The sequence below is a fragment of the Streptomyces sp. NPDC001027 genome (assembly GCF_040299045.1).
Lineage (GTDB): Bacteria > Actinomycetota > Actinomycetes > Streptomycetales > Streptomycetaceae > Streptomyces.
In genome coordinates, this window is sequence record NZ_JBEPBI010000365.1 from 1 (window position 1) to 5,644 (window position 5,644).

4 protein-coding genes are annotated in these 5,644 nt (G+C 71.2%); 3 read left to right on the forward strand and 1 reads right to left on the reverse strand.

All coding sequences use genetic code 11. From position 1 onward, the window contains the following. Positions 1 to 12: 12 nt before the first annotated feature. On the reverse strand, positions 13 to 864 hold the full coding sequence (locus ABT300_RS40615) for a fumarylacetoacetate hydrolase family protein (protein WP_351687196.1): 852 nt from the start codon (positions 862 to 864) through the stop codon (positions 13 to 15). A gap of 881 nt (positions 865 to 1,745) precedes the next feature. Between ABT300_RS40615 and ABT300_RS40620 the strand changes: the two genes are divergently transcribed. The 3 genes from ABT300_RS40620 to ABT300_RS40630 all read left to right on the forward strand — a co-directional run bounded on the left by ABT300_RS40620 (position 1,746) and on the right by ABT300_RS40630 (position 5,568). Next, complete coding sequence (locus ABT300_RS40620) at positions 1,746 to 2,795, forward strand: sugar ABC transporter substrate-binding protein (protein ID WP_351687199.1); 1,050 nt, start codon at positions 1,746 to 1,748, stop codon at positions 2,793 to 2,795. A gap of 125 nt (positions 2,796 to 2,920) precedes the next feature. Continuing rightward, positions 2,921 to 4,522: a sugar ABC transporter ATP-binding protein gene (locus ABT300_RS40625; protein WP_351687202.1), complete on the forward strand. Its 1,602-nt coding sequence runs from the start codon at positions 2,921 to 2,923 to the stop codon at positions 4,520 to 4,522. A gap of 2 nt (positions 4,523 to 4,524) precedes the next feature. Further along, entirely contained in the window at positions 4,525 to 5,568 is a 1,044-nt protein-coding gene (locus ABT300_RS40630; RefSeq protein ID WP_351687204.1) for an ABC transporter permease, read from the forward strand. Positions 5,569 to 5,644: the final 76 nt, after the last annotated feature.

A 5,644-nucleotide genomic window follows, 5' to 3' on the forward strand; every position in this document is an offset into this window, starting at 1 on the left:
AGGTCGTGCCTTTCACGCTTGGGCGAAGGTCTGGCGCTGGGCGCCGAGGCCGTCGACGGAGAGCTCGACAGTGTCGCCGGGGCGGAGGTAGGGGGCGCCGGGGAGGCCGAGGGCCACGCCGGCGGGCGTACCGGTGTTGATCACGTCGCCGGGTTCCAGGACCATGTACCGGCTCAGATAGGACACGAGGCAGTCGACCGTGAAGATCATGTCGCCGGTGTGACCCTGCTGCCGTTTCACGCCGTTCACACTCAGGTTCAGGGCGAGGTTCTGGGGGTCGCCGACCTCGTCGGCGGTGACCAGCCAGGGGCCGAGCGGGTTGAAGGTCTCGCAGGACTTGCCGAGGTCCCACTGGGAGGAGTACTCGAGCTGGAACTCGCGCTCGGAGACGTCGTGGCTGATCGTGTATCCCGCGATCACGGCCCGCGCGGCGTCGGGGCCGTCGAGGTAGCGGGCCCGCTTCCCGATGACGACCGCGAGCTCGACCTCCCAGTCGGTCTTCACCGAGCCCCGGGGGATCAGCACCTCGTCGTACGGGCCGACGACCGTGCCCGGGTCCTTCATGAAGACCACCGGGCGCTGGGGGATCGCCGCGCCGGTCTCGGCGGCGTGGTCGCGGTAGTTCAGACCGACGCAGACGATCTTGCCGGGGCGGGTGACGGGGGCGCCGACGCGCAGGCCGGCCGGGTCCAGCTCGGGCAGTTCGCCCGCCGCCACAGCCGTCCGGGCACGGTCGACTCCGCCCGAGGCCAGGAAGACGCCGTCGACGTCCGGCGTCACGGACGACAGGTCGAGCAGCCGCCCGTCGTCGGTGCGGACGGCGGGGCGCTCCTGTCCGGGGGCGCCGACTCGAAGCAGTTTCACTGGGGCAACTCCTCTGCCATGCGGCTTTCCGCCGTGCGGGTTCCGTCTTGGGGGGGGGGCGGCCGGCCGTCGAGCGGGGCCGGTCGGGTCCGGGCTGGGACCGTTCCGCGGTCCTCGCTCGTCCGCGTACTGAGTCATCGGATGTATGGCGGCAGAGTGACCATAGATGCGGAATCCGCAGCTGACAATGGATTCCTCGGATGAATTTCCGGACGCGTGTCGGCCCAGTGCCTTCGGGACCCTCTCCGCCATGGCCATGCCCAGACGTGAGGGGCGCCACAGGAGCCACCATCCGATGAATCCCGTGCCGCGTGCCCGGTGATCCGCCTCGATGAGGACGGGATGAGCGCACATGCCACGGATTGCCCCGAAGAGGGGCGCGGACCCGGGCGGCCGTCTCCACGCCCGCTCCTGCCCGGTCCGGCGGCGTCGTTGCCGAATCGTGAGCCCGCGCCGACCCGTCGCCCGATGCCTGTACGACCTTGAAATCCCAGGTCGAACGGCATGAGAAGCGGCGATAGCGGGAGCCGGAGCAGCCTCCGGGCGACCCGCGGCACGATGTGCCGCAAATCGTCGGCCGCGGACTCTTGTCAATCTCGGCAACGTCGTCGTAACGTCCTGGTCGTCCGAGATACATCGGAGGAATGGTTCGCATCGTCCGGTGCGCCGTTCGGGCCGCACCCGTGTGGCCGCCCCGCTGCCACCGTCCCGGTCACCGGCTGACCCTCATTCCCCTTCTCCTCGGGCACGATCCCCGCATCCGACACCAGGATCGGCGCGTGCCCGGCCGGCGCCTCCGCCCCCTGTCGACAGGCGGGTACGCCTCCCCTCCCACCGTCGCCCTGCGGCCCCGCGCCCCTGGCTTAGGAGAGAACACGGCCATGAAGCTCGCTCACCTCCGTTCCACCGCCGCAGCCGTCACCGCCGTCGTCGCGGTCGCGGCCCTCGCCACCGCGTGCAACCGCGAGAGCACCGGCTCGACGTCCGCGGGCGGCGACAAGCCCGCGCTCGGCATCGACCTGCCGCGCTCCGACTCCGACTTCTGGAACTCCTACGCGCAGTACCTCAAGGGCGACATCAAGACGGACGGCGTCAACGCCCTGCCCCTGAGCAACTCGCAGAACGACGTGACCAAGCTCGTCGCCAACGTGCAGGTGTTCCAGAACACCGGAGCCAAGGCCGTCGTGATGGCCCCCCAGGACACCGGCGCCATCGCGTCGACCCTCGACACCCTCGCGTCGAAGAAGATCCCGGTGGTCAGCGTGGACACCAGACCCGACAAGGGCGACGTCTACATGGTCGTCCGCGCGGACAACCGTGCGTACGGCACCAAGGCCTGCGAGTTCCTCGGCAAGCAGCTGGGCGGCACGGGCAAGGTCGCCGAACTCCAGGGGGCTCTGGACTCGATCAACGGGCGCGACCGCTCCGAGGCGTTCGCGGAGTGCATGAAGACGAAGTTCCCGAAGATCAAGGTGTTCGAGCTGCCCACCGACTGGAAGGGCGACGTGGCCTCCGCCAAGCTGCAGAGCCTGCTCGCCCAGCACCCCGACCTGAACGGCGTGTACATGCAGGCCGGCGGTGTCTTCCTGCAGCCGACCCTGGCCCTGCTGGAGCAGAAGGGCCTGCTCAAGCCCGCGGGCCAGAAGGGCCACATCTCCATCGTCTCCAACGACGGCATCCCGCAGGAGTTCGACGCGATCCGCAAGGGTCAGATCGACGCCACCGTCTCCCAGCCCGCCGACCTCTACGCCAAGTACGCCCTGTACTACGCCGAGGCCGCCGCCGAGGGCAAGACGTTCAAGCCGGGCGCCACCGACCACGGCTCCACGATCATCAAGATCCCCAACGGTCTCGAGGACCAGCTGCCGGCGCCGCTGGTCACCAAGGACAACGTGGACGACAAGACCCTGTGGGGCAACAACGTCGGCTGACGGCCGGCACTCCCAGCACGCCGCGCCGGGGGACGGACCACGCCCGACGCCGACCCCCGCCGGCCGGGCGCCCACCCGCCCCCGGCCCCAGCCCCAGCCCCCGTGAACGAAGGACGGTATCCACCATGGCGGACACCGCGACCGCCCCTGCGGCCGGCCCCGGCACCATGGCCCCGGTGGCCGAGGCGACCGGCATCAGCAAACGATTCGGCGCGACCGTGGCGCTGCGCGACGCCCGTATCGCCGTCGCCCCCGGCGAATCGCACGCCCTGGTCGGACGCAACGGCGCCGGCAAGTCGACACTCGTGTCCATCCTCACCGGCCTCCAGCAGCCCGACACGGGAAGCCTGCGCTTCGCCGGCGAGCCCGCCCCCGCCGTCGGCGACATCGACGCCTGGCGCTCCCGCGTCGCCTGCGTCTACCAGCGCTCCACCATCATCGGTGAGCTGACCGTCGCGGAGAACCTCTTCCTGAACCGGCAGAGCGCCGGCGCGGTCCGGCCCATCCGCTGGAAGCAGCTGCGCCGGCGTGCCGAGGAGCTGCTCGGCGAGTACGGCGTGGCCGTCGACCCCGCCGCGCGGGCCAGGGACCTCACCGTCGAGCAGCGGCAGTTCGTCGAGATCGCCCGGGCCCTGTCCTTCGGCGCGCGCTTCATCATCCTCGACGAGCCGACGGCCAAGCTCGACGCCCGCGGCATCGAGCGGCTGTTCGACAAGCTCCGGGACCTCCAGCGGCAGGGCGTCGCGTTCCTCTTCATCTCGCACCACCTGCAGGAGGTGTACGACCTCTGCAGCACGGTCACCGTCTACCGCGACGCCGCCCACATCCTCACCGCGCCCGTCGCGGAGCTCGGGCACCAGGCCCTGGTGGAGGCCATGACCGGCGAGTCGGCCGGCGTGGTCGGCGCCGCCGGGCAGCCCCGGGCCGCCCGCACGGACGCCGCGGAACTGCTGACGCTGGACGCGCTGACGCTGCCCGGCGCCTGCGAGGACGTCTCCCTGACGGTCCGCTCCGGCGAGGTCGTCGGGCTCGCCGGGGCGACCGCCAGCGGCAACGTCCAGGTCGGCGAGGCGATAGCCGGGCTGCACCGGGCCAGGACGGGCCGGATCTCGGTCCGCGGCAGGAGCGTCCGCACCGGCAGCGTGCCGTCCGCGCTCGCCGCCGGGGTCGGGTTCGTCCCCGAGGACCGCCATCTCCAAGGCCTGGTCGGCAACCGCAGCGTGGCGGAGAACGCGACCCTGACCGTCACCGACCAGCTCGGCCCGTTCGGCACCGTGCTGCCCGCCCGGACCAGGGCGTTCGCCCGGGACATGATCCGCGACCTCGACATCAAGACCCCCGGAGCCGCCACCCCGGTCTCCGCCCTCTCCGGCGGCAACCAGCAGAAGGTCGTCGTCGCGCGCGCCCTGGCCACCGTCCCCGACGTGCTGGTGGCCATCCGGCCCACCAACGGCGTGGACGTGAAGTCCAAGGAGTTCCTGCTCGCCAGGATCCGACAGGTCGCGGACGACGACAAGGCCGCTCTGATCGTCTCCGACGAACTGGACGACCTCAAGGCCTGCGACCGGGTCCTCGTCATGTTCCACGGGCGCGTCGTCGCCGAGTTCGACCGCGGCTGGAGGGACGAGGACGTCGTCGCCGCCATCGAGGGCGTCTCCGGCGACGCCGCCCACGCCATCGCGTCACCCCTGTCCGCCTCATCCGGCGCAGACGAGCACGGAAGGTAGTCATGTCCGCCACCACAGATCTCACCGAGCCCACCGCGAGCAAGACCGCGCCGGCCGGCGGCGACGCCGTCCGCCGCCGGGTCGACCTCGGCCGCTTCCGTGAACTGTCCCTGGTCCCGGCCATCCTCGTGCTGATGCTGATCGGGTTCATCGTCTCGCCGGCCTTCCTCACCGCGGACAACCTGATCGGTGTGGCCCAGCAGTCCACCGAGCTGAGCCTGCTGGTGCTCGCCACGACGTTCATCCTGATCGCCGGACGGATGGACCTGTCGCTGGAGTCCACCATCGGCGTGGCTCCCGTCATCGCCGTCTGGCTCGTACTGCCTTCCAGCGGCGGCCGGTTCAACGGGCTCGGCCTGCTCCCCGAGTGGACGGCCGTCCCGCTCTGCCTGCTGGTCGGCGCGCTGATCGGAGCCGTCAACGGCTTCCTCATCCTCAAGCTGCGCCTCAACGGCTTCATCGTCACACTCGGCGCCCTGACCATGCTGCGCGGTCTGCAGGTCGCCCTCTCCGAGGGCCAGTCCATCGTCGAGCTGCCCTCGTCCTTCACCTACCTGGGCAAGGCGTCCTGGCTGGGCATGCCCGCCGCGATCTGGGTGTGCGCGCTGCTGTTCGCCCTCGGGGGAAGCGCACTGGCCTGGCTGCGTCACGGCCGTGCGCTGTACGCGATCGGCGGCAACGCGGAGGCGGCCCGCACCGCGGGCATCCGCGTCGACCGCGTCGTGTGGATCGTCCTCATCCTCGGCAGCGTCCTCGCCGCGTTCGCCGGCATCCTCTACAGCGGCCACTACGGGTCCATCTCCGCCACCCAGGGCAGCGGCTGGATCTTCCAGGTCTTCGCCGCGACCGTCATCGGCGGTGTCAGCCTCAACGGCGGCAAGGGCTCCGTCTTCGGCGCCCTGACCGGCGTCCTCACCCTGCAGCTGGTCGTGAACGTCATGACGCTGGCGGGCGTGCCTCCGCTGTGGAACCAGTTCCTCAACGGCGCCATCATCATCGTCGCCCTGGTCATCTCCCGCTTCGCCTCCGGCGAGAAGCAGGAGTAACCGCCTCCCGCCCGCGGGGCGGGCGGCGGCGCGCCCGGCCCCCGAGAGCCCGCCCCCCCCCCCCCCCCCCGATAGG